Below are 26,516 nucleotides of genomic sequence, written 5' to 3'. Positions count from 1 at the left end.
GCAGGCGGGCCCCGGTGACCGGCATATAGGGATGGCAAAGCCGGCTGAAAGACAAGCCGAGTGCAACCTGCGGCCGAGACGCCTATTTCTTCGCTATCTGCTTCTTCACCAGATCGATCTTGCGGTCGGTCAGCGGGATGGGGAGTGTGTAGCCGGCTTCGGTAAAGCCTTGCTTGGCGTTCTCGAAGAATTCGATCGCCTTTTGGTATTCGGCATTGCCGCCGCCATAGCTGCCGCGGTTCCAGTGGACGTCGCCGAGATTGTTCTGTTCGAAGGCCCATTGCATCGGCTGGCTTTCGCGGGTGAAGACATTGAGCGTTGCCTCGAAGGCAGCTTCGGCTTCATCCAGATATTTGCCGGTGCGTTCGAGATTGCCGAGATTGATCAGGCTCATGCCGATGCCGTTCTGCGCGTTTGCCCAGTCGACGGGCGAGGTCTCGAAGGTCAGTACCTCCAGCGCTGCCCGGCGCGCGGCGATCGATGCGGCCAGTTTGCCGGGATCGGCCTCGCTCATGCTCAGCCATTGCAGCGCCGAGCCTAGACCGGCCTGCGCCAGTGCCCATTGCCGCGGCGTCGTCTCGCGCTTGTATTCGCGCAGCGCATCGCGATAGGCCTCGATCGCCTCCTCGTAATGCACCGGCTTGTCGGTCACGCCGCCGAGCAGTTGCAGCGTGTTGCCGAGATTGTAGTGGGTCATCGCCCAGTCGAGCGGAAACTCCTTTTTGGCATAGACGCGCCGTGCCGCCCGGTATGCAGCGGCCGATTGCTCAAGCCTGGCAGGATCGCGCGTGCGCTGGCCGAGCGTCTGGTAGATCGAGCCGAGATTGTTCTCCGCTGAAGCCCAATCCGTCGGAAAACGCTGGCGTGTGAATATGGTCAGCGCGTCGCCATAGGCGGCAGCCGCCTCTTCGAGCAGGCCGGTGCCGAGGTCGAAACGGGCAGCACTGCTCAGCGCGTTACCAAGATTGAGACGGCTGCTCGCCCAGGAGAGCGGGAAGGTGTCGCGGGTGCGGATTTCGAGCGCGGCGCGGAATGCCGCGGCTGCCTCGTCGATTTTTGCCTTGTCGTTGCGTTGCGTGCCGAGAGACACCAGGGTATTGCCGAGATTGTTCTGGACCATCGCCCACTGAACGGGGGCTTTTTCGCGCGTGTATTCTTCAAGCGCCAGCCGGTAGGCGGCCTCGGCCTCGGTCAGGCGCTCGCCGCCCGGTTCGCGCTCCGAAAGCGCGTAAAGCGCAAGGCCAAGGTTGCTTTGCGAGGCGGCCCAGTCCAGCGGGACTTTGTCGCGCGGCCGCTTCTCCAGCGTGGCGCGCATCGCCACCACCGCCTCGTTCAAGCGTTTCGGGTCGCTCTCGCGTTCGCCGATCTTCAACAGCACATTGGCCAGGTTGTTCTGGGCCGCGGCCCAGTTGATGTCGTCCTTCTCGCGCTCGAACACGGCAAGCGAAATGCGAAAGATTTTCGCTGCCTCTTCCAGCCGGTCGGTTTCGCGCTCGCGCTCGCCGATCGTCTGCAGCACCACCGCCATGTTGTTGCGGGTGATCGCCCAATCGCGGTTCTGCTCGCCATTGGGGATGAACTTCAGGATGACGCGGTAGGCGTCGATGGCATGCTGCAGCGCTTGCCTGTCGCCGGTGGCGTTGCCATGCGCGTTAAGCGCTTCCGCCTCCTGGTTCTTGTAGTTCCAGCGCAGCCTGTCGTCCCATTTCTCGACCAGCGAGAAGGCCTTGCCGTAATCGTTGGCGGCCGACAGATAGTCGAAGACCAGCGCCGAAGCGTCGGCGCGCCTGGCATAGATCGCCGCGTCGGCAAGACGCTTCTGCCTGACCAGATCCTCTGCCCGATCGACCACGCCGCTGGCCTGCTCGACCCGGCCCACCGCCTAGTCGAGGAAGTTGCGCGCGGTGACGATGGCGCCCTGGCCGATCGCCTTGTCGGCCGAGGCGACGAGGCGGCTGATCTCGGGGTCGTCGGTGCGCAGCGCGTCGCGCTCGGAGATCATCTTCTTCAGGCGCTCGGCCTGGGCGTCGAGCAGCTTTTGCAGGTCGGTGGGGTCCTCCGGCATCTTTTCGGTGCCGAGCGCCTTCAACACGCCATAAAGCGCGTCGAGCGGCACGCCGTCCTGCAGCGAGGCCAGTTCGACCTGTGCCCGCTTGGGGTCAGGCAACTCGGCGATCGTCAGCAGCAATTGCCGCCGCTCGCCGGTGATCAGGCCGTCGTCGCCGGTCGGTTCCTGCGGTGCTGCGCCGAAGTAGAGCAGCCGGCGCAGGCTTTCATTGACCCATGGCCGCTGCTTGGCCTTGGTGTCGAGATAGACCTCCTCTGTCACCATGCGCATGACCGAGCCGAATTCGGTGCCCTTCATCGCCGCGAGATGGCGCAGAAGTGCCGCTGCGTAGGGGCTGTTTTCGCCGACGATGCCATCGAGTGCCGGCCGCCCCGGCTCGGCGGCAAAGCCGATCACCGTTCCGAGATTTTCCGTCGCGGTCGCGTTTGCCAGTGCCCTGGCGCCGCGCACCGGCTCCAGGCCGCCGGCGCCAATCGGCGAGGCCGAGGCCGTCGGCGCCCGGCGCAGCACCGCATCCGCCGGAAACGGGTTGGTGCGGCAGGCATCGAGCAGCATGATCGTTACCGGCACGGTCGTGTTCAATTCGTCCATGACGGCGGAGATCGGCACCAGGGCCTGATCGGCGTCCTTCAATGAAGAAACGTCGGCGTCGACCGGCACCAGATAGTTGTCGCCGCCGGCCTCGATGCCGTGGCCGGAATAGTAGATCAAGGCGACGTCGGCGTCCTCTGCATCCTCGGCGAAACGCTCGAGGTCGCGCTTCAGCTTTGCCGTGTCGCGGTCGGTGACGCTGCGCGCGTCGAAGCCGAGATCGGTCAGCATCTTGGTGATGTCGCGGGCGTCGTTGGCGGGGTTGGGAAGAGCCGCTATGTGCTGGTATTTCGACTGGCCGACAATCAGCGCCACGCCCTTGAGGCTCGCCGGCTCCGCGCGAAGCAAGGTCGTGACCAGGCAGAGCAGGGCGGCGACGAAAACCGTCAGCCACGCCTGCTTGAAGAAGTGCTGATTTCCGACAAGGCCCATTCGCCGCGTGTCCCCCGACAACTCTGTATAGCGCCGGCATCCAACCATGAGCAAATTCGGGCAAGATCCGAGCGGCCGGATTGTTGGCCGGTACATTCGCGAGGGAAGGGCGATTGCGCCGCCGCCGGGGCTCGCCTATCACGGGAAAAATGTCTCCGCTTACCGAAACCGTCCTCTTCGTCTTCAGTCTCGTCGGGCTCGGCTATCTTGCCGGGTTGACCGGCTATTTGAAGCCGGCGAGCGGCGAGGGCGTATCCGAATTCGCCATCAACGTGGCAATGCCGCTTTTGCTGTTCCAGACCATGGTAAAGGCCGATTTCCACGGCGTGGCGCCGTGGTCGCTATGGGGCGCTTATTTCGCGGCGGTCGCGCTCACCTGGGCCACCGGCCATCTGGTTATTACGCGCATTTTCGGACGAGACGCCCGCGCCGGCGTCGTCGGCGGCGTATCGTCGTCCTACTCCAACGTCGTCCTGCTCGGCGCGCCCTTCATCATCGGCGTGTTCGGGCCGGCCGGGTTCGAAGTGCTGTCACTGCTCGTCTCCATTCACCTGCCAGTGATGATGATGGCCTCGATCATCCTTTTCGAGATGTTCGGCCGCGGCGGCAGCGAGCCTGTGCATCCGCTCCGCGTCGTCAGGAGCTTTCTCAGGCGGGTATTCATCAATCCGCTGATCATAGGCATACTGGCCGGGCTGGCGTGGCGCTTCACCGGTGCGCCGCTGCCGGTGCTTGCGACGCGGCTGAGCGACGCGCTGGCCGGCACGGCCGCCCCGGTGGCGCTGTTCGCCATGGGGCTCAGCCTGCGCCGTTTCGGCATTTCCGGCAATGTAAGGCCGGCGCTGGCGCTGTCGGCGCTGAAACTGTTCCTAATGCCGGCGCTGGTTCTCGGCCTGGTCTGGCTGATCGGCCTGCCGCCATTGACGGCCAAGGTGGCGGTCATGGTTGCGGCGTTGCCGTCCGGCATCAATTCCTATCTCATCGCGGTGCAGTTCAACACCGGCCAGGCGCTGGCGTCGAACCAGATGACCATCGCCACCGCCTGTGCGGTCGTGACCACTGCGTTTTGGCTAACAGTGGTCGTCCATGTTTTTGGATAAGAACTCGGGTTTTTGGATAAGAGCCCGGGTTTTTGGATGAGAACCCGGCTGCATCGCCTCTCGCTTTGGCTGGCCCAAACCCTATATGCCATCTTGTGATTGCTTGCGGGGCTTGCCCTGGGCTAAGAGCAGTGGCTCTAGCGATGCTATCGCGCACGTCCATTCACGAAATCAGCGACCGGCCCGCCAGGTGCCGAACGGAGGCGAGATCATGCTTCAGAAAACCAGCCATTTCATGCGGCAGGCCAATCTCATCAATGGCGAATGGGTGCAGGCCGATTCAGGCCAGACGGTCGACGTCAACAATCCTGCCACCGGCCTCAAGATCGGCACCGTGCCGAAGTCGGGCAAGGCCGAGACCCGCCGCGCCATCGAAGCCGCCGACGCGGCCTTCCAGACATGGCGCAAGACCACCGCGCTCGAACGCTCGAAGCTGTTGCGCAAGCTGCACGACGCGATGATGGACAATCAGGACGTGCTGGCCGAACTGCTGACCATCGAACAGGGCAAGTCGCTGTTCGAATCGAAGGGCGAGATCGGCTCGGCCGCGTCCTACATATTGTGGTTCGCCGAAGAAGGCCGCCGCACCTATGGCGACGTCGTGCCGTCGCCCTGGGCGGACCGCCGTATCCTGGTGACCAAGGAACCGGTCGGCGTCATCGCCGCCATCACGCCATGGAATTTCCCGTCCTCGATGCTGGCCCGCAAGCTCGGCCCAGCACTTGCCGCCGGCTGTACCGCCGTGGTCAAGCCGGCGTCGCAGACGCCTTATTCCGGCCTTGCCTGGGGCGCGCTTGCCGAGGAAGTCGGCTTCCCCAAAGGCGTAATCAATATCCTGACCGGCGCTGCCGGTGAGATCGGCGACGAGATCTGTGCCAACCCGCTGGTCAAGAAGATCACCTTCACCGGCTCGACGGAGGTCGGCAAGATCCTGATCCAGAAGTCGTCGGTGACCGTCAAGAAAGTGTCGATGGAGCTCGGTGGCAATGCGCCGTTCATCGTCTTCGACGACGCCGACATCGAGCGGGCCGTCGCCGGCGCCATCACCGCCAAGTACCGCAATTCCGGCCAGACCTGCGTCTGCACCAACCGCTTCCTGGTGCAGGCCGGCATCTACGACCAGTTTGTCGAAAAGTTGGCTGCTGCGAGCAACGGGCTGAAGGTCGGTTCCGGCCTCGAAGACGGCGTCCAGCAGGGGCCGCTGATCGACGAAAAGGCGGTGGAGAAGGTCGAGGAGTTGATTGCCGACGCTACCGCCAAGGGCGGCAAGGTCGTCGCCGGCGGCAAGCGCCACGCGCTCGGCGGCTCGTTCTTCCAGCCGACGGTGATCGCCAATGCGACGCCGAGGATGCGCTTCATGAAGGAAGAGATCTTTGGCCCGGTAGCGCCGGTATTCAAGTTCGAGACCGAGGAAGAGGCCGTAGCACTCGCCAACGACACCGAGTTCGGCCTGGCCTGCTACTTCTACACCGGCGATCTCGGCCGCGCCTTCCGGGTCATGGAAGGGCTCAAATACGGCATGGTCGGCGTCAATGAAGGGCTCATCACTACCCCTGAAGCGCCGTTCGGCGGCGTCAAGGAATCGGGCCTCGGCAAGGAAGGCGGCCATCAGGGCATCGAGGACTATCTCGACACCAAATATGTCTGCATCGGCGGACTTGGTCTCTAGAAGCCTCATGCGGTAATACCGAAAAAGAACCCTGAGCCGCTTCGAAAGGCCGGGCTGGCGTCGAGCAACGAACTTGCGAGCATGGCGATGAAGGACGGCGAGGTTTTCGGCACGACGCAGGCGGGCGAGGAAGTCCGCCGTTTCACCATTCGTGGCGGCGGCCTCACCGCCAACATCATCGGCCTGGGTGCGATCATCCAGGATCTGCACCTGGCCGGGCACGACGCACCGCTGGTGCTCGGCTATGATCGTTTCGAGCACTATGAGACGGATACCGCCTTCTTCGGCACTGTCGTCGGGCGCTATGCCAACCGTATCCGCGACGGCCGCTTCACGCTTGCCGGCAAACGCTACCAGACCGAGCGCAATTTCCTCGAAAAGCACACGCTGCATGGCGGTTCGCAAGGTTTTTCGCGCCGTGCCTGGGCGGTTTCGCTGCATGGCAGGGATTTTGTCACGCTGACATTGCACGACCCGGACGGCACGATGGGCTTTCCCGGCGCGCTCGACGTGACCTGCACCTACCGGCTGAAGATCCCCGGCACGCTCAGCGTCGAACTGACCGCCACCTGCGAGGAGCCGACGCTCTGCAACCTCACCCAGCATTCCTATTTCAACCTGGACGACGGCGGCGCCGGCGACATTCTCGACCACCGGCTGATGCTGAATGCCGGCGCTTATCTTCCTGTCGACGCCGATCTGATCCCGACAGGCACGGTCAAGCCGGTTGACGGCACACCTTTCGATTTTCGCCAGGCGCGGCCGCTGCGCATGGAGACCGAGGGCGAGCAGCTCCCTTACGACCAGAATTTCTGCCTCGCCTCGACGCGTGGGCCGCTGAAGCAGGCGTCGTGGGCGCAAGGCGCGAATTCCGGCGTCGAGATGGAACTCTGGACCACCGAGCCGGGCGTCCAGCTCTATACCGGCCAGTATCTGGCACCGTCCTCGCCTGGACTGGGCGGGCGTCAATACAAGGCGTTTTCGGGCTTTTGCCTGGAGCCGCAAATCTGGCCGGATGCGCCCAACCGGCCCTATTTCCCGCAAGCAACGCTGTGGCCGGGCCAGATCTACCATCACGTGACGGAATACCGGTTCAGGCTGCCTTAGGGCATGACCCCCGGAAACCGGCATGGTTTTGCTGCGCTGACCTCCGGTTCGGAAAGGATCATGCAAAATTCAAAGTGTTATAGCGTCCTTTGCGCGTCCAATGACGCGCGGCGCTCTGGAGTCAAAACGCAATCACTCTGAACGACCGACTTCGAACCCTCTCGGACCTTTGACGCCGAGAGCCCTGACGACGCAAGTTGACCCGTTGAAGACGTTCATCCGCACCCGGTCGAAAGTCAGGAACGGCTGACGAGCGGTCATTCACCGCGCGGCCAACGGCGCGTTCTGGCTCCGACGCTTCCATGGGTGTAGGGTTGTGCCATAAAGAGGCGCATATGGCGGTTCCCCCTCTCAATCGGAAGCTGCTGGCGATCCTGGCGGCCGATATGGTTGGCTACTCGAAAGCGATGGAGGCCGATGAGGCCGGAACCATTGAGCGATTGAAAACCGTTCGTTCCGAGGTGTTCGACCCCGCCATCTCCCAGCACCATGGCCGCGTCGTCAAGTTGATGGGCGATGGCGCGCTTGTCGCCTTCGAAAGCGTGGTCGACGCAGTCGCCTGCGCAGCGGAAATCCAAAGCGCGGCGGCCGCGCGCAATGAAGGTCTGCCAGAGCCTGAGCGCATCGTGTTCCGCATCGGGGTCAATCTGGGCGACGTTGCGCTGGTTGACGGCGATGTCTATGGCGACGGCGTCAATGTCGCCGCGCGGTTGCAGCAACTCGCTGAGCCGGGCGGCGTGATCGTATCGGGCACGGCCTTTGACCATCTGCAGGGCAAGCTTGATTTGCCCCTCGATTTCGCCGGCGAGCAGCAGGTCAAGAACATCAGCCGCCCCGTGCGGATGTACCGACTGAGGCTCGATGGCAAGCGGGTGCGTTGGACCTTACGCAAGGCGATGCCGCGCTGGACCAGGACGACTGCAGCGGCCATCGTCGTGCTGGCTCTGGCGGGTGGAGGGACCTGGTGGTTCTTTCAGCCCGCGCCGCTGGGGGCCAAGCCATCGGTCGCGGTGCTGCCCTTCAATAATTATGGCGGCGACGAGGCCACCGGGCGTTTGGCCGATGGCTTGACTGAGGATATCATAACCGACCTCGCGCGGTTTCCCGAACTTGAGGTCGTGGCCCGGAATTCGACGGAAGTTTACAAAGGCAAGCCGGTGGATGCCCGCCAGGTAGCAAGTGCGCTCCATGTCGGCTTCGTACTAGAAGGCTCTATCCAGCGGCAAAATGGGCGGGTGCGGGTCACCGCGCAGTTGATCGATGCACAAACCGGCAACCATCTTTGGTCGGATCGTTGGGACCGGCCTGCTGAGGACGTTTTCGCCGTCCAGACCGAGATCGCAGAGCAAGTCACCAACCGTCTGGGCGGCGGCGTAGGGTTGATTCAGGCGGCCGGGCGGGCCGCGGCCAAACGTAAACGACCTGAAAACCTGAATGCTTATGATTATTATCTGCTCGGGACCGAGAAGATTGAAAAGATCACCATAGCGGATGAGGAGGAGGCCATCGCGCTTCTCAACCGCGCCGTTGAGCTGGACCCCGGGCTGGCCCGGGCCTGGGTAGAACTTTATCATGCTCATGGTATATTGGCTGGCTTCGGTATCAATCCCGAGAGCGAGATCAAGGCGGCTGCCGATGTGGCCGAACGCGCGGTGCGGCTCGATCCAAGTGACGCTGAGGCACACGCCGTGTTTGGTATGAGCCTCAGCCAGAAGGGCGACAACGCCCGCGCCAAGGCTGAGCTGGACACGGCCCTTCGTCTAGCTCCCGGTTCGTCCGAAATCCTGACATTCTATACCGGCTTTGCGGCACGCCTTCAATGAACCCGAACGCGGCGCTCAGATGGTCGACCAAGTAATGCGGCTCGACCCGAACTACCCGATGTGGACGTCCAACTTCTTCGCCCCTGCCTATTTTATGGCCGGCCGATATGAGGACGCGTTGAAGATGCTGGAGCGCATGACGCCTAACAACTACGACAAGTGGAAGTGGGTGGTGCTTAGCAGCTCCCTTGCGGCTCTGGGTCGAATGGATGAGGCGAATGCTTCGGTTAGGGAAACTCTCAAGCAGTACCCGGACCTGACCGTCGAGAGCATGATTAATGAAGTGGGCTTGAGCACTAAAGAGCGCAGCCGGTTTATTGAAACAATGCCGCTCGCCGGCTTTCCGGCTTGCGCCAAGCCCGAGGCGCTGGCGAAACTCGCCAAACCTGTGCGATTGTCGGAATGCGAGACGGGGGAGGCGAAGCCTCTCGGGCAGCCATAGAACACCCCTGTGCAAAGAAAGGCGAGGGCCGCTGCTCGCCAGCGCGCGAACGGCGCGCGTTGCCAGGAACGACCGCTGTGCATCGAAAGCGACAGTTCACTGGCCAAACGATGAATGGCGGCAAGTGGCGCTTAAATTTGGGTCCTTATCGGCTGCCGGAGAGCCAATCGCTCTCGAGTGCAGGCACTCCAGTGGAGTCCAGACGTTGGATTGGAACCCTCGACCTCTACAAAAGCTCACTGAGCTTCGGGTCGGGCTACGACGGCATTCCGAAGCGATCGCTTCGGCGAGAAGTCGTCGTTCTCAATCGGGCGAAGGGGGAGACATCGGCGAAGACGGCATAAGGGAGGATGGGCCAGACCGAGCCGACGGAAAGGTCGTAGCCATTGGAGCGCATAGCGCCTGGCCGGGAGGCCGCCGCCAGCCAGACTTACGCGGCGCGTCGTTGAGCGAGGTGGAGACCCGAACGGGCTCGACGAGGGTCCACGGCGGTCACAATGTGGTGGTGGTGATCGCAGTAGACGCGATCCGGCGAAGTTGGCCCAGCACAAAAACGATAGCCGCCGGGTACTGACGGGTCTTCGCTCACCGGGAAGCGGCACTGATAGAGGCCTAGCTGAATGAGAGGGACGTCTCTCGAAGTTAGTCTGATATTTTCAGGCATGATGGTTTCCTAGTTCACAGCAATTGCCGGCTGACGGCCGCAGTGCGACCCGTCGGGGCGAGCTTCTCTCGTTTGGGAGGGCTACGGACTATATGGTGTTGGTAGCACCGTCAATGAAGCCCGACGCCCTGCTTCTGAAGCCAATAGTTTGCGACTTAAGGCCACACCCGCGAACGCATTGGCAATCTACCATCGTGTCCCCGAGGCACCCGCCCGCCGGTGTTTGTCGGCGGCGGGGCACTGGCTTGTGGCCCCCTATGAGACGCGCTCTGCCGACCCCCTCGTTCACAGTCCGGACCACCTCATGCCGGGTCGCTCTAGCCGCCAAAACCCAAATCACTCTAAGACGACCGAGTTCCGACCCTTGCAGTCGATCAGTTGCGAGCGTCGCATGACGCGATCTGACCCTGAGCTGCCCTTCGTCGGCCCATTTCACTGCCCGATAGCCGACATTCGCGGCACTCGGCACTGACCCCTTGCTGACCTTCTCCAAGACGAGCCCCAAGCGCAAGTCGTGGCCCCAGTGGGGACAATCGACAGGCGCGATCACCCTATGTAGCTGCTTGGCGATCGAGCCTCGAAGTCAACCTGATAGACTTTTGAAATGGGCGGCATAAAATTCGCTTTTCTGCTTTCAATGAAAGCAACGCGAAATGGCCGAAGAACGCGCCCAACGCCGCCTTGCCGCCATATTGGCTGCCGACGTGGTGGGCTACAGTCGACTTCTGGACCAGGACGAGCAAGGAACGTTGGCCGCTTTAAGGAGGAGGAGGAAGGAAATCCTCGAACCACTCGTCCGCGACCGTCATGGCCGTATTGTGAAACTGATGGGTGATGGCGTTCTGGTCGAGTTCGGAAGCGCGGTGAACGCCGTGTCATGCGCCGTGGACCTTCAGAAGCGGATGGCGGCCGCAAACGAGGGTGTGACCGCCGACCGGAGAATCTACCTGCATATCGGCATCAATCTGGGCGATGTCGTTGTCGAGGACGGCGATCTGTTCGGCGACGGCGTCATTGTCGCAGTGCGGCTCCAGGCAATGGCCGGGGCAGGAGACGTCTGTGTGTCCGGCAGCGTCTACGACCAAGTCAAGCGGAAGCTCGATTGCGGCTTCGACGAACTTGGTCCGCAAGCGATCAAGAACGTCACCGAACCAGTGTCTGTCTACCGGATCCGGCTGTCGACCGCATCGGACGATGGCGGGTTCGCGGAGAAAGCGCCTCTGCAGCTCCCCGCCAAGCCCTCCATTGCCGTCCTCCCCTTTACGAACATGAGCAATGATCCGGAGCAGGAGGCATTTGTCGATGGCCTCACCGAAGACTTGATCACGGATCTGTCGAGGACAAGCGAGTTGTTCGTCATCGCCAGCAACTCGGCATTTGCATACAAAGGCAGGCACGTGGATGTGCGTCGCATCGCGCGAGAACTGGGAGTTCGCCATCTTCTTGAAGGTAGTGCACGGCGGGCCGCTGGACGGGTGCGTATCAACGCCCAACTGATCGACGCGATCGCGGGTGACCACCTTTGGGCCGAAAGATTCGACCGGAGCCTAGAAGATATCTTCGCCGTTCAGGACGAGGTGACCGGCAAGATTGTCGAGGCTCTGGTTGGACGCCTGACCACCGCGCCGGCGCGCAACAGACCGAGCAACCTGGAGGCCTATGATCTCTGTGTGCGTGCCCGGGCCCTTGGCTTGCAAACCGCGCTCACCGCGAAAGAGGCCATTTTGCTGCTAGACCGGGCAATCGCGCTCGACCCGGAATACGCGGAGGCGCACCGTTGGCTGGCACTCAACCTCTGGCTGGGCTGGGAGTTCTGGGACGAACCGATGGACCCCAACCGCGCAAGAGCGCTCGCCGAAGCACAGCTGGCGGTCGAACTCGACCCGAACGACGCCGGGAACAGATGGGTATTGGGCGTCATACTTGGACATGAGAGTCGCTGGGTGGAATCGGATGCCGAATTCGATGCTGCCCACGAGTTGGACCCCAACCACGCCGACGCCTGGGCAATGCAGGCCGAGTTGACGACGGAAAAGGGCCAACCTGCCGAAGCCATAGAGCAGGTCCGCAGGGCACTGCGACTCAACCCTCACCCGCCCGGTTGGTATTACTGGATGTTGGGCCAGGCCCAATATGCCCTGGGCGACTACGAATCGGCGATCCAAACGCTGCGCAGGCCCGAAACCTATCGCACGACTTCACGACGCCTGCTTGCAGCAAGCCTTGCGCAACTTGGCCGTTTGGAGGAAGCGCGCTGGGAGGCGAAAATGTTCATGATAAGCAATCCGCACTTCACTATCCGGCACTGGTCGGATTCGCAGCCATTCCCAGCCGAAGACGTGCGCCGGCATATCGTGGAAGGTTATCGCATGGCGGGGCTGCCAGAATGACTGTCATTGGTTATACCTTCGGCCTGCTGTCGACAGGCGTCCCAAGGCTGCCGCAGCAACGAATATTTTGGTCTTCTGACGGAACGAAATTCGCCATATCGTGCGTTTGTTTCGCCTCATGGTGTGCTTGAACATGGCCAGTGAAGACTTTCGGCACCGGATAGCGCGACGCGAGGACCTCGCCTCCATGATTGCGCTCATGGATGCAGCGATCTCCGAACTCCAGAAACCGTTTCTCGACGATGACCAGATCCGATCCAGCCGCGCAATCATGGGGCTGGACACGCAGCTTGTCGATGATGGCACCTATTTCGTCGTGGAGCACGAGGGCGTCCTGGCAGGCTGCGGTGGCTGGAGCCGGCGCACGACCATGTATGGTGGTGATCAGTCACCGGGACGCAACGCGGCACTGCTTGATCCAACCACGGACGCGGCGCGTATCAGAGCCATGTATACGCATCCGGACTTTGTCCGGCGAGGCGTCGGTCGCCTTATCCTTTCGCTGTGTGAACGTGCCGCTAAGGCTGAGGGCTTCCGCCGTGCCGATCTGGCAGCCACGATGGCAGGAGTGCCGCTCTATCGAGCCTGCGGCTACCAGCCCGCCGAGAAATTCGTCGATGACCGTGGCGGCGCTCCGGTTCCGATCCTGATGATGAGCAAGACGCTCTGAGCTACGCTCAAAGGCCACTCGCTCGCGGCCGGCATTCGCTCCGGCCAGTTTGGCAGGAGGAGGATGCTGGAGATTGAACCAGGCCATCTCGAACGAAACAGTACTTCGCCTGTACTTCCGCTCCATGGTCGAGTCGCGACCGACGTGGAGGTTTTCGCGAACGTCTCGAGATGGCGCACGTGGTCGGGTGGCGCGTTGAGTTTAACCGGATCAAACGACCATCCGCTTCGGGTCCGCATCAGGTCGTAGCGAGAACGACCGCAATGGTGAAGGGCCATGATTGTCAGCAAATGGCGCTCTGTGCTCATTCCCGCCGACTAATTCAAACGGCAAGTTCCGCCCATCTGGGCCATTGGCGGCAGCCAGTCTGATTGAGTTTTGACCCTAATCCTCAAACGCCGCCCTCAGCGTTTCGAACGTCGCAAACACGCCCAATGCAGCGCCCTCGGGATTCTTGGTCGGTGGCAGAGCTTCAGCTATCCGGCGCACCAAGGTCGTCTCAGAACCGGCTGGAGCGTTCTTTCGGCTGAGGCGACTTCAAGCCGTGACAGGAGCATTCCGGATCAGCGGGAAGTCGCGCGGCGGTCTCCAGCGCGACCCGCGACGCAGTCATGGAGAGGCTCGGCAACACGTCCTCCTGCAGCAGTTTCTGGCGATTGCGATCCATATAGTCGTTGAAGCCCGCCGTCACGAACGCGCAAGGCACGAAACACGCGCCGATCTCGCGCGACAAGGTCGCCTCAGGGGCTATGGAATGGTTGAGTACATCGGCCCCCATGCCCCGATATGCCAAGGCTTCGGCAGGCGTTGTCAGCCGGGGCCCATAACAATGGGCAGCCACCAACTGCTGTTCGATGCCATAAACGCGGCATTCGGCTGGCCAATGACGGCGCGCCGTTTCGACCAGAACCGCCGCACATCTTGGACACACGATTTGCTTGCCCGAACAGTCAAAGCTCTGACGGTCAGGAAGCAGTGAAAACGGGGTCTGCGTCAGTTCGATGATATCGGCGGGCACCACCATGTCGCCCGGCTGGATCGCCTTGTTGACGGCGCCTACAGTCGAGCAGGCGAGAACTTGCCGTACACCCGCCCGCATCAATACCCAGAACGCGCGGCGATGGCAGGAATGGTCGATACGGTCGCGGGGATTGCCGTGCGAATACATGCACAGCGCGCGTTTTGCTCTCCCTTCGGCTGTGATCGACGCATCGAACTCGAGCAGCTTCCAGTTGTCGGTGCGACCGAAAGGTGTTTCAAAACTCATGTCGCGCCGCAAGGTGCGCACACCATCGAATTCGACATCTTCCGGGAAGGCAAGCCCCCAGTTTGCCGACCCGGTGATGATGGCCAACCCTACCTGAGGGATGTCCGTCGAATGATCCGTCAGATCGTCGGCTGCATGGTAATTGGTGGGCATGTTTCCAGTCTCGGTCAGGATTTTTGGCGAAGGGTCACAATCAGGACCACAGCCACGACGATGACGGTCCACAATGTCGAGATCGCCGCAATGGTCGGATCGATCTGATCGCGCAGCGACAGGAACATAAGCTTCGGCATCGTGCTGTTGCGACCACTTGCGATGAAGATCGAAATCACGGACTCGTCGAGCGAAGTCAGGAACGCCATCAATGTCGCCGACAGCAAGCTGATCCGAAGTTGCGGAACGATGATTCCGCCAATGGACCTGGCCCAGTTTGCACCGAGGCTGCGCGCCGCCTGAACCTGGTTCCAGTCAAAGCGGGCGAGAGCGGGTAGCAACACAATGCAGGCGACCGGAACGGCCAGCACGACATGTCCGACCAGCACACCGAATAGCGTTCCGATCAGATGTTGTGCGGCCAACACAAAGAAGAGACCGATCGCAAGCAGGATACCTGGAGTGATCGAGGGGGTCAGCAGGACGCTCTGGATGGCCGCAGCGGTCTTTCCGCCCAGCCGATTCATTGAAATGCAGGCGAGCAGCGCGAAAGGCACCGCGATCAACGCCGTCAACGTCCCAAGGATCAAACTCGTTCTGAGCGCGGCCATCCACGTTGCCGAGCCGAAGAAGTTCTCGTACCAGCGCAATGAGTAGGCGTGCGGCGGAAACTCGAGGAGATTCGACGCCGAAAAGGAAAGCGGCACCACCACGAGCGTCGGCAGCATCAGAAATGCCATGACAAGAGCGGCAAAGCTCCAGAGCAAAGTGCGGGCGAGCCTGTTTTGCGGATAGGCTTCAAGCATGGGAGGCTTCCACGGTGTTCCGGGCAACCAGACGGCGTGCCGCCAGCAACATCACGCCGATCAGCGCCATAAGAACGAGGAGCAGAATGCCCAGGACGCTTGCCGACCCCCAGTCCTGAAAGGTCGAGAGTGTACGCTCGATCCGGGTAGAGAGCGGATTTACCTTGCCGCCGCCAAGCACCGCCGGCGTGATGAAAAAACCTATGGCGTAGATGAGGACGATGATCGAACCCGAGAAGATGCCGCCCGCCGAAAGCGGCATAATGACTGTGCGGATGACCTGCCTGAGAGTGGCTCCCATGCTCGCAGCCGCGCGAATGAGATTTGGGTCGATATCGCGCATCGCAGCATAAACAGGCAGCAGAAAAAGTGGCAGCATGTAGTGCACCATGCCGATGAGCGTTCCCGTGAAGTTGTAGACCAGCGGCAATGGCTCCGCCGTCAGGCCTGAACCGGTCAAAGCCGCGTTGATCAGGCCGTCGCGCCGCAAGAGCACGAGCCAACCATAGGTACGCACCAGAATAGAGGTCCACAGCGGCAGCATGACGAACGCCATGAGCACGTTGGCCAGCCTTGGTCTGACGCTGGCTAGCGCCAGCGCCAGAGGAGTGCCGAGGAGAATGCAGCCCGCCAGCGTACCCAAGGACAGTTCGAGGGTCGTGACGAGCGCCGACCACGTCAGTCCGCTCGAAAGGACCTTCTCGTAGTTGCCGACGGTGTACTCACCCCCGGTGGTCAGGAAGGATTGCCGGATGATCCAAAGGATGGGCAGTATCGCCGCCAGTCCAACGATGAACAGCGCCGGGAGCGAAAGTGAAAGAAAAAACCGCCGCTCGCGCCGCGCATCCGCCGCGAGCGCCGGGTCCCGGACGACGGTCACGCCATCGCTCCCGGTATCGCGTGAATCTTCGCTGCTGGTGCATATGCGGTCATCCGCTGACCGGCGGCAAGCTCGGCGCAGCCGCCGGCCAGCGCTGCCGGAATGCAGACAAGAACCTCTTGCCCGCCGTCAAGCGCCAGCGTCAAAAGCCAGTTCTCGCCGCGGAACGCTTTGGCGCGCAGTATTCCTTCGAGAGCCACTCCGTCTCCCCCGACGAGCTTCGCATCAAGATGGAAGCTTTCGGCGCGGATCATCAGGGTTTCGCGTGATGCTTCGGCGCCGTCGATTCTGCGCGCTGAGCCCGGGGCCACAATGTTGGCCTCGCCCATGAACTCCGCGACGAAGCGGGTCGATGGACGATCATAAATCCGCTGCGGCGTATCTATCTGCTGGATGCGGCCAGAATTCATCACCGCAATCCGGTCAGACATAATCAGCGCTTCGCGCTGGTCGTGGGTTACATAGATTGTGGTGATCCGTAGATGATCATGCAGACGCCGGATCTCATACTGCATGGTCTCGCGCAGGTTCTTGTCGAGCGCCGACAGCGGCTCGTCCATCAACATCACGCGCGGTTCGAAGACGATAGCCCGCGCCAATGCCACCCGTTGACGTTGGCCGCCGGATAGTGCGGCAATATTGCGCTCCGCCAGACCATCCAGCTTCACGCGGGCCAAGGTATCAAGCGCCCGCTGACGCGCCTCCGCTCTCGGTACCTTGCGCAGCACCAGCGGATACGCGACGTTCGCCAGGACATTCATGTGGGGAAACAAGGCGTAATTCTGGAATACTATGCCGATGTCTCGTTTGTTGGGCGGCAGGCGGGTGATGTCTCGATCGCCCAAGAAAAGTTTACCGGAATCCGGCCTGACAAAACCGGCCAGAGCCATGAGTAACGTGGTCTTGCCCGATCCCGATGGTCCAAGCAGCGTGAGGAATTCGCCAGCCTGAATGTCGAGCGAAACATCATCCAGTGCGACGTAGGACCCATAAGCCTTGTGCACGCTTTCGATGGTGATCGCGAGCGACTTCATCATGTGCTCCAGCCTTGAAGCGCATCGCGTTCGACCGGCTTCACGCGACGCGCTTTAGGTTCTTGTTTTCATGCATGTCGTTGTCGCGCTGCACATTTTTGCGCGACATGCGTCAGAGCTGAGAGTCAGCGAGCCATCATTTCATCGAAGGCTCTTTGGGCAGCCTCGCCATTCTTGACCCACCATTCTGAATTGGAAAACACCGAAGTGCCAGCATTTTCAGGCGCTGTCGCAAGGGTCTTCAGACGGTCCTCGGGAATAAGGCCACCCTTATATGCCGCAGGATTGACTGGGCCGTAGGCAATGAAATCGGTCAGCTTGGCAACCCGCGCGGGCTGCGTCATCGCTGCGATGAGCTTCATCGCGGCTTCCTTGTTCGGCGCTCCCTTCGGCACCCCAAGACAGTCCGTGCCGATGACCGAACCCTTGAACGTGTAGTCAGCCGCGCCGCCATCGGCTTTCACGGTTTGGGCGCGTCCGTTCCAGGTAATGACCAAATCCGCCTCACCGTCTTTCAGCAACTGCGCGGACTGGGCGCCCGAGGTCCACCACACGGCGACATCTGGTTTGATCGCTTCAAGCCGCTTGATGGCGCGCTCTAGCCCTTCCGGCGTGCTGAGCACGGAATAGACGTCCGTCGGTGCCACGCCATCGGAGAGAAGCGCGATCTCGATCGAGTCTTGCGCATTGGCGCGCAACGCGCGACGGCCAGAAAATTTGGCAACATCCCAGAATTCCGCCCACGTCTTCGGCGGGTTCTCGCCATAGGTCTTGGTGTTCCACGACATGACGGTGCCATAGGAGTCAAACGCATAGCAGTAGTCGGACTTCGCACCCTCCGGCACGGATTTCGGATCGATGATCTTGTAGTCGAGCGGCTCCAGCAGCGATTGTGCGGCCGCCTGGGCACCTTCCGGCGAACCCAGGTGAATGACGTCGGTCGTGACCGCACCCGAGGTGACCTGCATCTTCAAGGCGGCCAGGCCGTCGCTTAGGGTCTCCTCGCGGACATCATAGCCAAGCTCTTTTGCAGCAGGCCCCCACATGGCTTCCTTCATGGCGTTACCATAATCCCCACCTGCGGTCGTGATGGTGACTGTTTGCGCATGAACGGGCAGGGCAGCCGAGATTGCGAATGCTGTTAAGGAAATGCGTAGCCAAGACATAGGTTCTCCTCCCCAACTTTATCAAACATCGCTCAAAAGAGCCATTATTATGTAATCGTAACGTTACGATTGCATCTCAATGCGCTGGAGTCAAGCTGCTTCCTACGGGAGTTTCGATTGACCGGGATGTCGAATTCGGTAACGTTATGGCGGTCAGCAAATCAGCCGGCGCTTTCGCAAATGAAGTCGGGCGAACAATGGCCAATCTAAAGCAGATCGCCGCGGAACTTTCCCTCTCGGTGACCACGGTGTCCCGCGCTCTGAAAGATGGACCGGAAGTGCAGCCCTCGACCATAGCCCGCGTCAAGGAGGCGGCTAAGCGGGTCGGCTATTTACCAAATCATCATGGTCGCGCGCTCAAAACCGGTCGAACGCAGACGCTGACGGCAGTACTCCCGATGGAAACACGAGACCATCTGTCCGATCTGTTGAAGCTTCCTTTAATCGAAGGCATGACGCTGGCGGCGCGGCAAGCCGGTTATAGTCTGTCCATCTATTCCACCACTCCCGACGACGATCCCGTTGAGAGTGTGCAGCGGCAGCTTCAGGCGCACAGCGCAGACGGCTTGATCATCACGCGCCTGGTGTCGGCTGATCCGCGCGTCAAGCTGCTGCTGGATAAACGCATGCCGTTCGTTGCGTTTGGAAGAACCGACCTGGATATCGCGTATCCTTATGTCGATGTCGACAATGAACAGATTGCCTACGAGGCGACCCGGCGGCTCATGGATAAGGGCTGTCGACGCATTGCGCTGCAACTTCTCGTTCCGGAGGACCAGACGAGTGCCATGCGTCTTTCCGGGTATGGAAGGGCAATGGCCGAGGCCGGTATTCCGATCGACCAATCGTTGATCGGTCATGGCATGTTCACCATGGAATCGAGCGCAGGCTGGTTCGATCGCTTGCTGGCGTCATCAGATCCGCCAACGGGCTTGGCGTGCGCCAACGAACTGGGCCTTCTGGGAGCGTTGCACGCTCTCGGCAAGCGGGGTCTCACACCAGGCCGCGACGTCCACATCGTCACCCGTGACAGCACGCGGCTGGCACGCTTCCTGCCGGCAAAGATCGGAGTTCATTCCGTGGATATGGCGGGTGTTGGACGCAAACTTATCGAAGTCCTGGAGAGCCGGATCATCAATCCGCTTGGGCCGGTGGAGACAGTCTTGGTGCAAGGCAGATTCGAGCCGGCCGAATAGTCCGGGCTGCCCTCAGGAGGCCACCTCGTCTTGAACCGGCCGGATCAGCGCCTTTGCGGCAGCTGCTCCCGCCGCTAGGATACGATCCGATAATTCCGTTCCTTCCACGGCGCGCGCGAGTTGAAGCGCGCCGATGAGCGTTGCAAACATGCCCAACGCAGCGCCCTCGGGATCGTTCGTCTGCGGCAGAGCTTCAGCTATCTGGCGCACCAGGGATTGAGCGCGCTCGGCATAGAGGGCTCGCGTTTCAGGCGGCTGCCGCGCGATTTCCGGCAACAACGCGGCCGAAGCGCAACCCTTTCCAGGATTGTCCCGGTGCTCGGCCGATAGATACGTCTCTATGGCCATTTCCGGACCGCCGGCGGCCAATGCTTCCTGCACTTCATGCGACTGCGCGTCCAAGGCCGCCGCCACGCTTTCACGGACGAGCTCCGCCTTCGACTGGAAGTGCGGATAGAAGGCGCCGTTCGTCAGCCCGGCGTCGCTCATGATGGTTGCCAGCCCGGACGCCGCGATGCCGTCAGATCGAAAACGTTCGGCGGCGACCTCCATGATCCGGCTGCGTGACGCGTCTTTTCGGCCCTTTTCGTAGCGCATGGTCTTTCTTTCCTGTCCTGCTATTGCATTATGCTCATAATCTGATATTACGATCATAATTCAACTCGTGGAAATAAGCTAGACCTCTCGAACCTGGAACATCAAAAATGAATGGGAATTCTGAAAAGACCGCAATCGTGACCGGAGCCTCCTCCGGCATCGGCCGCGCCAGCGCCGAGGCCTTGGCGCGGGCGGGTTTCACTGTCTTCGGGACAAGTCGCCGCAAGACCAGTAATGGTCCGGGCGGAGTGACCATGCTGGCATGCGACGTGACCGATGATGCGGCCGTCAATGCGCTCGTTGCCACCGTGCTCGCGCAGACCGGCCGGATCGACCTCCTGGTCAACAATGCCGGTGTCGGTCTGCTAGGAGGCGCCGAGGAATCCTCGGTCGCCCAGGTACAAGCCCTGTTCGACGTCAATCTGTTCGGCGTCATGCGAATGACCAATGCGGTGTTGCCGTCGATGCGGCGGCGCGGCGAAGGGCGCATCATCAATATCGGCTCCATTCTGGGACTGGTACCCGCGCCATACTCAGCTCATTACTCGGCGGTCAAGCACGCGCTCGAAGGCTATTCGGAATCGCTCGACCACGAGGTGCGCGCCTTCAACGTCCGCGTTTCCGTCATCGAGCCGGCATTCGTTCGCACCGTCTTCGACCAGAACGGCATCGAGCCGGATTCGCTGTTGAAGGAATACGATCGGGCTCGAGCCGGGCTCAAGGCGCTGCTGGGCGATGTGATGCCCAAAGCCGATCGGCCGGAAGTGGTGGCGGATGTGGTTGTCAAGGCAGCGACCGATGCCCGCCCGCGACGGCGCTATACCGCTGGCAACGCAGCGCGCCAGGTCAGCCTGCTGCGCCGCTTTGCCCCCGCGGGGATTTTCGACAAGAGCCTGCGCAAGCAGTTCCGCTTGCCGGTCTGAACAACGGCGAGGCAGAGGATTTCACGCACATGCGACTAGCAACTACGACACATTTGGCCAGGCCCTACGAAACGGAGGCGCCAAGCATGACACATAGATCCAATCGGTCGCCGCGTTCACCGGCGTTGTTCCAGGACGCGCCAACGCGCTCCGTCGATGTCGGCGGCATAGCTTTTGCGTACAGGGAACTCGGGCCCAGGACGGGCGTGCCAGTGATCCTGCTCAACCATCTGGCTGCTCAGCTGGACAATTTTGATCCGCGCATCGTCGATGGCCTCGCTGCGACCCGGCGGGTAATTGCCTTCGACAATCGCGGCATCGGTGCTTCGGGTGGCAAAACTCCGTCGACCATTTCCGGCATGGCGCGGGATGCAATCGCCTTTGTCCGGGCGCTGGGGTTCGAAGAAGTCGATCTCTTCGGCTTTTCACTCGGCGGCTTCGTGGCGCAAGAGATTGTGCTGACCGAGCCCAAGCTTGTGCGCAAACTCATCCTGGCTGGCACGGGGCCGGCCGGTGGGCAAGGCATCGACAAGGTGACGCCGCTGACGATCGTGGACATGATCAAGGGCGCGCTGACTTTTCGGGATCCGAAGTACTATCTCTTCTTCACAAGAACGCCGAATGGGCGCCGCGCCGCAAACGCATTTCTGGAACGGCTGAAGGAGCGCCGGAACAACCGGGACAAGGCGATATCGCTGAGCGCGTTCGGCGCGCAACTCAAGGCGATCAAGGCCTACGGACTCCAGGCGCCACAAGACCTGAGCACCATCCGCATTCCCACTTTGGTTGCGAATGGCGACCAGGACAGGATGGTGCCGAGCAGCAATACCTATGATCTCGCCGGGCGTATCCCGGGGGCGCATCTGGTCATCTATCCGGATGCCGGGCATGGCGGGATATTTCAGAACCACGCCGATTTTGTCCCGAAGGCCCTGTCCTTCCTCGAGGCTGAGGCCTTGCCGCAAGGCGGCTATGCAGCTGAAAACGTTCGGCTTGTTTCGTCCCGAACAGCAACAGGCATTCTTAGAAAGTAACTGCCATGAAGGCATTCGTTGTCGATAAGTATAACAAGAAGGCTATTCTGCGGCTGGCCGAAATGCCGGAGCCGGAGCTCCAGGACAGCGATGTCTTGGTCGAGGTCCATGCCGCAGGGGTGAACCTGCTCGATTCCAAGGTCAAAACCGGAGAATTCAAGCTCATCTTGCCCTACCGCCGGCCCTTCATCCTGGGCCACGACGTGGCTGGGAAGGTTATCCGCGTGGGATCGAAAGTCAGCAAGTTCAAGGTCGGCGACGAGATCTATGCGCGGCCGCGCGATGGCCGGATTGGGACATTCGCCGAATTCATTGCCGTGAATGAGGCCGACGTAGCCTTGAAGCCCGAGAATCTCAGTATGGAAGAGGCGGCGTCGATTCCCCTGGTCGGTCTCACCGCCTGGCAGACGCTCATCGAACGGGCAAACCTGAAGAAGGGACAGAAGGTCTTCATTCAGGCTGGTTCCGGCGGCGTCGGGACATTTGCTATTCAGTTGGCCAAGCACCTCGGCGCGACCGTTGCGACAACCGCGAGCGCGGCGAGTGCCGATCTGGTCAAAAGTCTCGGCGCCGATGTCGTCGTCGACTACAGGAAAGACGACTTGGAGAAAGTTCTGTCGGGCTACGATGTCGTCTTGAACAGCCAGGACGCCAAGACACTGGAAAAATCCCTGAGGGTGCTGAAACCGGGTGGCAAGCTCATCTCCATCTCCGGTCCACTGGATGCCGAATTTGCCAGGGAAAAGGGACTGAACTTAATGCTGAGGCTGGTGCTCAGCTTCCTGAGTCGCGGAATTCGGGCCAAAGCCAAGCGCCGCGGCGTGCAGTTTTCGTTCCTTTTCATGTGGGCGCAGGGCGATCAGCTGAGCAAAATCACCGCTCTCATCGAAGCCGGCGCGATCCGCCCGGTTGTGGATCGGGTCTTTCCATTCGAGGCGACCAATGACGCCCTGGCCTATGTCGAAACAGGACGCGCCAAGGGCAAGGTCGTCATCAAGGTCAGATAGCAGTTGCCTCGAACGCAGCCTTGAGCGTCTCGAACGGCGCCAGGGCGCCGCGCACCTGCACGACGGCGGCGGCGACGCGATGGGCGCGCAGCACCGCCTCTGCCGGGGCATGGCTGGCAAGGCGAGCGGCGAGGTAGGCGCCGTTGAAGGAGTCGCCGGCGCCGGTGGTGTCGACCGGGGTGGCGACGTGTACCGCCGGCACCGATTGCGAGGTTCCGTTTTGCGCGATCAGCGCCGGTTCCTCGCCGTTCTTGACGACGACTTCGCCGACCAGCTTTCGCAGCCGTTCAGCTGTTTTCTGCGGTGTTGTATCACCAAACAGCATCTGCTCGTCGGGAAAGGTCGGTAGCGCGATGTCGGCGACGGCGAGCGCCTCGAGGATCGCGGCCTGCGCTTCCTCGCTTTGGCGCCACAGCCTCGGCCGGTAATTGGGGTCGAAGGCAATCAGCGAGCCGGCCGCGCGCGCCTTGGCCACGGCCGTCAGCAGTACCTTGCGTGGAGCCTCGTTGAGGATTGCCAAAGTTATACCGGAAAAATAGACAAGCGCTTGGTTTTCAAGGCTTTTCTGCAATGCGGCTGGGTCCGAAGCCAACTGCCTTGCGGCCGCATCGGCCCGCCAGTAGGTGAAAGAACGTTCGGCGCCGGTCAGCGTGATCGCATAGAGGCCGGGGCGGGCGCCCGCTATCACCGGGCTGGCGCCGATGCCGATGCCGTTCTCGGCCAGGAACTTGATCTGGTCGCGTGAGAACGGGTCGTCGCCGAAGGCCGACACATAGGTCGCCGGCCGCTCGCCGCTCAAAGCATGCAGCGCCCACAAAGTGTTGAACGTGTCGCCGGCAAAGCCCATGCGCCAGTTCGGCCCGGCCTGGCCCGAAAGCTCGAGCATGCACTCGCCGATCGAGGCGATGCCGATTCCTGCCATGAAGCACTCCTCCATCCTGCAATTGCGGTGCTGTAGCTTTTTGCTGCCGGCAGCGCCATGCTTGGCGACGGCGGATTCTTGCACTGGGCGCGATTTCCCACAGGGGCGTGGGACGCGATCTGCCCAGCGAAACGTTATCCGCAGAACAGGAATGGGTTTGGCATCGTTATGGCGTTATCTTCTTGGAGGCCTCGGCTTGGCTGCCTTGCTCGCCGGCGTGCTGGCAATCGTCTATCTGACGGCGCCGCATGCACCGCAACCAAGCTCGGACGTCGGCCGTTCCAAGACGACGGCGAACAAGCTGTTCGCGGCGACTTTCGAGCCCGAGAAAGGCGTCATCCGGCAGGGCGAACTGGAATCCTGGCTGCTGACGCTGAAAACCGTCGAAGGTGCGCCGGTGGAAGGTGCTGCGATAACGATTTCCGGCGGCATGCCGCAGCACAAGCACGGTCTGCCGACCAGCCCGCAGGCGACCGATTACCTCGGCGCGGGGCGCTATCGCATCGACGGCGTGAAATTCACGATGAGCGGGTGGTGGCAATTGCATTTTGCCATTTCCGCTGCGGCCGGTTCGGACACTGTCGTCTTCAATGTGGTGCTGTGAGCCACTGATGAGCCGGTTTCCCAGTCTTCTCGCGTTGGTGGTGGTGGCCGTACTTGCCGGCTGCGGCAGACCGGAGTTTTCCGATGCCGAAAAGCAGACCATCGCCTCGCTGGCGCTATCCAAGCTGCCGCCGCTGAAGCCCGATACCACCAATCGCTTCGCCGATGTGCCGGCCGCCGCGGCACTCGGCTCGACGCTGTTTTTCGACACCGGGATGAGCGGCGACGGCACGGTATCGTGCTCGACCTGCCACAAGATCGACCGGCAGTTCCAGGACGACCTGCCGCAAGCGGTCGGCGTCGGCCGCACCAACCGTCGTACCATGCCGTTGGCCGGCGTCGCGCATGATCCCTGGTTCTTCTGGGACGGGCGGCGCGACAGCCTATGGGCGCAAGCGCTGACACCGCTCGAAAATCCGCTGGAGCAGGCCGGCAACCGCGCCGCCTTCGCGCATTACGTCAAGGCCCGCTTCGGCGGGCGCTACGAGCGCATCTTCGGGCCGCTGCCTGACCTTTCGGGCGTGCCGGCCAATGCCGGCCCGTTCGGCACCGATGCCGAGAAGGCGGCCTGGAACGCCATGCCCGCCAGCCAAGCCGAGGAGGTCAACCGCGTCTTTGCCAATATCGGCAAGGCGATCGCCGCCTTCGAGCGCTCGATCGCGCCGCCGCAGACACGCTTCGACCGCTTTGCCCTCGACCTGGCTGCGGGCGCCGAGCCGAAAGGCGACGCCGCCTTTTCGTCGGAGGAAATCCTCGGCCTGAAATTGTTCATCGGCAAGGCCAATTGCGTGACCTGCCACAACGGCCCGCGTTTTACCGACGGCAGCTTCCACAACACCGGCGTGCCGCCGGTCGCGGGCCTGCCGCCGGATCGCGGCCGCGTCGAGGCGGTGGCGCAGGTCGAGGCCGATCCGTTCAACTGTTTCGGCGCCTTTCGCGACGGCGATGCCAGCGCCTGCCGCGAGTTGCGCTTCATGGTCAAGACCGGGCCGGAACTCGTCCGCGCCTACAAGACGCCGTCGCTGCGCGGTGCCGCCGCCCGGCCGCCCTACATGCATGCCGGGCAGTTTTCCTCGCTGGACGAAGTGGTGGCGCATTATTCGAAGGCGCCGGCAAGTGTCGAGGGTGTGTCGGAGGTCCACCCGCTGCAGCTTTCGGACCGCGAGCGCGCGGCGCTGGTGGCGTTCCTGAAGACGCTGGCGGAGTGAAGGCGGCGGGGTAGCGATCCTTCGCGCCCCCCTCTGTCCTGCCGGACATCTCCCCCTCTAGTGGGGAGATTGGCAGCTTCGGCGCGCCGTTCACTCCTGCGACGTTTAGAGATTGGCGAAAGCGGCAGTGACAACCGATCTCCCCCCTGGAGGGGGAGATGTCCGGCAGGACAGAGGGGGGCGCTGTCCCGCCGGCGTTTCCTACCGGTCCTTCACCGTCTCCATCGCGACAAACGTCGAGGTCTGGGCAACGTGCGGCAGGGCGGAGATGCGCTCGCCGAGCACGCGGCGGTAGGCGGCGATGTCGGTGGTGCGGACCTTCAGCAGATAGTCGAAGCTCGATGCCATCATGTGGCACTGCTCGATCTCCGGCACCGCCTGCACGGCGCGGTTGAAGGCGTCGAGCGCGGCCGAGCGGGTGTCGGACAGTTTCACCTGGACGAAGGCGACATGGCCTTCGCCCATGCGCTCACGGTCGATGATCGCCTGGTAGCCCCTGATGAAGCCGTCCTTCTCCAGCCGTTTGACTCGTGCCTGCACCGGCGTCTTCGACAGGCCGACTTTCGCCGCCAGTTCCGACATGGAAAGCCGGCCATTGCTGCCCAGAGCCGACAGGATGTTCCTGTCGATCCGGTCCAATTGGTCTTCTGTCATCAGATTTTTGGCCACATTGGTGATTGCCGACCCGCAATCATAGATCAATCGACCTGTCTTGTCGATTTCTTTGGACCGACCGAAATCCGTACTTATGTTAGGTTGCGCCA

At 61.8% G+C, this 26,516-nt stretch carries 21 protein-coding genes and 1 pseudogene; 12 read left to right on the top strand and 10 right to left on the bottom strand.

Features of this window, described 5'->3' with window-relative positions; translation table 11 throughout:
• Positions 1-82 precede the first annotated feature (82 nt).
• Together NKI24_RS09745 and NKI24_RS09740 are read right to left on the bottom strand one after the other, a co-directional pair.
• Complete coding sequence (locus NKI24_RS09745) at positions 83-1,852, bottom strand: tetratricopeptide repeat protein (RefSeq protein WP_352744764.1); 1,770 nt, start codon at positions 1,850-1,852, stop codon at positions 83-85.
• 30 nt (positions 1,853-1,882) lie between these two features.
• Positions 1,883-3,091 (bottom strand): caspase family protein, encoded by a 1,209-nt coding sequence (locus NKI24_RS09740; RefSeq protein ID WP_352451971.1) that lies wholly within the window; start codon positions 3,089-3,091, stop codon positions 1,883-1,885.
• A gap of 149 nt (positions 3,092-3,240) precedes the next feature.
• Between NKI24_RS09740 and NKI24_RS09735 the strand changes: the two genes are divergently transcribed.
• From NKI24_RS09735 to NKI24_RS09705, 6 genes and pseudogenes are all read left to right on the top strand, one after another.
• The gene (locus NKI24_RS09735; protein ID WP_352451970.1) at positions 3,241-4,191 is read left to right on the top strand and encodes an AEC family transporter; all 951 of its coding nucleotides are present in this window, start codon (positions 3,241-3,243) and stop codon (positions 4,189-4,191) included.
• A gap of 211 nt (positions 4,192-4,402) precedes the next feature.
• Positions 4,403-5,860: an NAD-dependent succinate-semialdehyde dehydrogenase gene (locus tag NKI24_RS09730; protein WP_352744760.1), complete on the top strand. Its 1,458-nt coding sequence runs from the start codon at positions 4,403-4,405 to the stop codon at positions 5,858-5,860.
• A gap of 81 nt (positions 5,861-5,941) precedes the next feature.
• Positions 5,942-6,967, top strand: coding sequence for an aldose epimerase family protein (locus tag NKI24_RS09725; protein ID WP_352451968.1), 1,026 nt, complete (start codon positions 5,942-5,944; stop codon positions 6,965-6,967).
• Between the two features lie 335 nt (positions 6,968-7,302).
• Positions 7,303-9,232 (top strand): annotated as a pseudogene (locus NKI24_RS09720) (adenylate/guanylate cyclase domain-containing protein).
• Between the two features lie 1,317 nt (positions 9,233-10,549).
• Positions 10,550-12,286 carry an adenylate/guanylate cyclase domain-containing protein gene (locus NKI24_RS09710; RefSeq protein ID WP_352451966.1) on the top strand — a complete coding sequence of 579 codons (1,737 nt, stop codon included), beginning with the start codon at positions 10,550-10,552 and terminating at the stop codon, positions 12,284-12,286.
• A 187-nt stretch (positions 12,287-12,473) separates the two neighbouring features.
• Positions 12,474-12,956 (top strand): GNAT family N-acetyltransferase, encoded by a 483-nt coding sequence (locus tag NKI24_RS09705; RefSeq protein ID WP_352726408.1) that lies wholly within the window; start codon positions 12,474-12,476, stop codon positions 12,954-12,956.
• A 499-nt stretch (positions 12,957-13,455) separates the two neighbouring features.
• Here the strand turns inward: NKI24_RS09705 and NKI24_RS09700 are convergent, their stop codons facing one another.
• The 5 genes from NKI24_RS09700 to NKI24_RS09680 all read right to left on the bottom strand — a co-directional run bounded on the left by NKI24_RS09700 (position 13,456) and on the right by NKI24_RS09680 (position 18,262).
• Positions 13,456-14,376 (bottom strand): phosphorylase family protein, encoded by a 921-nt coding sequence (locus NKI24_RS09700; RefSeq protein ID WP_352744755.1) that lies wholly within the window; start codon positions 14,374-14,376, stop codon positions 13,456-13,458.
• 14 nt (positions 14,377-14,390) lie between these two features.
• The gene (locus tag NKI24_RS09695) at positions 14,391-15,116 is read right to left on the bottom strand and encodes an ABC transporter permease (protein WP_352744752.1); all 726 of its coding nucleotides are present in this window, start codon (positions 15,114-15,116) and stop codon (positions 14,391-14,393) included.
• 58 nt (positions 15,117-15,174) lie between these two features.
• On the bottom strand, positions 15,175-16,062 hold the full coding sequence (locus NKI24_RS09690; protein WP_352470333.1) for an ABC transporter permease: 888 nt from the start codon (positions 16,060-16,062) through the stop codon (positions 15,175-15,177).
• Positions 16,059-17,096 carry an ABC transporter ATP-binding protein gene (locus tag NKI24_RS09685; RefSeq protein WP_352744840.1) on the bottom strand — a complete coding sequence of 346 codons (1,038 nt, stop codon included), beginning with the start codon at positions 17,094-17,096 and terminating at the stop codon, positions 16,059-16,061. The genes NKI24_RS09690 and NKI24_RS09685 overlap by 4 nt, the downstream gene beginning before the upstream one ends.
• A gap of 125 nt (positions 17,097-17,221) precedes the next feature.
• The gene (locus NKI24_RS09680; protein ID WP_352744749.1) at positions 17,222-18,262 is read right to left on the bottom strand and encodes an ABC transporter substrate-binding protein; all 1,041 of its coding nucleotides are present in this window, start codon (positions 18,260-18,262) and stop codon (positions 17,222-17,224) included.
• A gap of 146 nt (positions 18,263-18,408) precedes the next feature.
• Between NKI24_RS09680 and NKI24_RS09675 the strand changes: the two genes are divergently transcribed.
• The gene (locus tag NKI24_RS09675) at positions 18,409-19,458 is read left to right on the top strand and encodes a LacI family DNA-binding transcriptional regulator (RefSeq protein WP_352744747.1); all 1,050 of its coding nucleotides are present in this window, start codon (positions 18,409-18,411) and stop codon (positions 19,456-19,458) included.
• Positions 19,459-19,470: 12 nt separating this feature from the next.
• On the opposite strand, the gene NKI24_RS09670 is transcribed toward NKI24_RS09675, so the two are convergent.
• A complete protein-coding gene (locus tag NKI24_RS09670) occupies positions 19,471-20,055 on the bottom strand; it encodes a TetR/AcrR family transcriptional regulator (protein ID WP_352451959.1) in 585 nt (194 codons plus the stop codon).
• Positions 20,056-20,162: 107 nt separating this feature from the next.
• Here NKI24_RS09670 and NKI24_RS09665 point away from each other — a divergent pair, with 107 nt between their 5' ends.
• The 3 genes from NKI24_RS09665 to NKI24_RS09655 all read left to right on the top strand — a co-directional run bounded on the left by NKI24_RS09665 (position 20,163) and on the right by NKI24_RS09655 (position 23,019).
• Positions 20,163-20,978, top strand: coding sequence for an oxidoreductase (locus NKI24_RS09665; protein WP_352451958.1), 816 nt, complete (start codon positions 20,163-20,165; stop codon positions 20,976-20,978).
• A gap of 86 nt (positions 20,979-21,064) precedes the next feature.
• Positions 21,065-22,012: an alpha/beta fold hydrolase gene (locus NKI24_RS09660; protein ID WP_352744742.1), complete on the top strand. Its 948-nt coding sequence runs from the start codon at positions 21,065-21,067 to the stop codon at positions 22,010-22,012.
• A 5-nt stretch (positions 22,013-22,017) separates the two neighbouring features.
• Positions 22,018-23,019, top strand: coding sequence for an NADP-dependent oxidoreductase (locus tag NKI24_RS09655; RefSeq protein ID WP_352724868.1), 1,002 nt, complete (start codon positions 22,018-22,020; stop codon positions 23,017-23,019).
• Here the strand turns inward: NKI24_RS09655 and NKI24_RS09650 are convergent.
• Entirely contained in the window at positions 23,012-23,941 is a 930-nt protein-coding gene (locus NKI24_RS09650) for a sugar kinase (protein WP_352451955.1), read from the bottom strand. The genes NKI24_RS09655 and NKI24_RS09650 overlap by 8 nt on opposite strands.
• Before the next feature lie 157 nt (positions 23,942-24,098).
• On the opposite strand from NKI24_RS09650, the gene NKI24_RS09645 reads away from it, so the two are divergent.
• Together NKI24_RS09645 and NKI24_RS09640 are read left to right on the top strand one after the other, a co-directional pair.
• Positions 24,099-24,545: a FixH family protein gene (locus NKI24_RS09645; RefSeq protein WP_352451991.1), complete on the top strand. Its 447-nt coding sequence runs from the start codon at positions 24,099-24,101 to the stop codon at positions 24,543-24,545.
• A gap of 7 nt (positions 24,546-24,552) precedes the next feature.
• Complete coding sequence (locus NKI24_RS09640; RefSeq protein ID WP_352744739.1) at positions 24,553-25,752, top strand: cytochrome-c peroxidase; 1,200 nt, start codon at positions 24,553-24,555, stop codon at positions 25,750-25,752.
• A gap of 201 nt (positions 25,753-25,953) precedes the next feature.
• Here the strand turns inward: NKI24_RS09640 and NKI24_RS09635 are convergent, their stop codons facing one another.
• Positions 25,954-26,406 (bottom strand): Lrp/AsnC family transcriptional regulator, encoded by a 453-nt coding sequence (locus tag NKI24_RS09635; RefSeq protein ID WP_023676441.1) that lies wholly within the window; start codon positions 26,404-26,406, stop codon positions 25,954-25,956.
• Positions 26,407-26,516 lie beyond the last annotated feature (110 nt).

The organism is Mesorhizobium sp. M0701 (genome assembly GCF_040320365.1).
Lineage (GTDB): Bacteria > Pseudomonadota > Alphaproteobacteria > Rhizobiales > Rhizobiaceae > Mesorhizobium.
This window is presented reverse-complemented; position numbering and strand designations above follow the sequence as displayed.